The 680-nt window shown below is 46.9% G+C and carries 1 pseudogene; it reads left to right on the top strand.

Annotated elements, in window-relative coordinates:
- Window positions 1-680: pseudogene (locus tag A3761_RS27235) on the top strand (hypothetical protein); the annotation flags it as partial.

Raw genomic sequence — 680 nt, 5'->3', positions numbered from 1 at the left:
GTCGTATTGGCTGAAATCGCACAGCAGTAAGACGCATGAGGGTTATACCGAATGGTTGGTACCTAAGATCGTCATAGATGCAATTGAAGCGCAGAAGGCGTATGTACGTACTTTACGAGAAAGGCTTTGGCAAGAACAGCAGAGCTTACTTGAAAACGATCCTGAGCATCCTAAAGCTCTTAAAATCGCGCACTTCAAGCACCATCTGTTTTTGACCACAAGCACGGCGAATAAGAATGCGATTAATGCGCTTACTAGTGATGCTTTTGATCGTAGGTTGAAATCGTTCTGCACTGCATTGGGCATTAACGGCATGGCTAGTCACCGCTTTCGGCGCACGTTTGCAGTTTACTGTGCACAGTCAGCGTATGGCGACTTGCGTTATTTGAAGCAGCACTTCAAGCATTGGTCGATGGACATGACATTGCTCTACGCGGGAAATGAAGCGCAAGAAGTGGAGCTTTACGACGAGATCGCCATTGAGATTAAAAATTATAAGGTGGCGCGTGTTGAAGAGTTTTTGGATGAGGGCACGATTATCACGGGGGGGCTCGCTAATAAACTAATCTCCTATCGCTCCAAGAGTGAAGCAGTTAAGACCTTCGAGAGTCGCGCTGAGATGGCAGAAAAAATCTCTGATAGCGTGCATCTTCGTTCAACGGGTCATTCGTGGTGCACAT

The sequence above is a fragment of the Oleiphilus sp. HI0123 genome, assembly GCF_001635315.1.
This window is presented reverse-complemented; position numbering and strand designations above follow the sequence as displayed.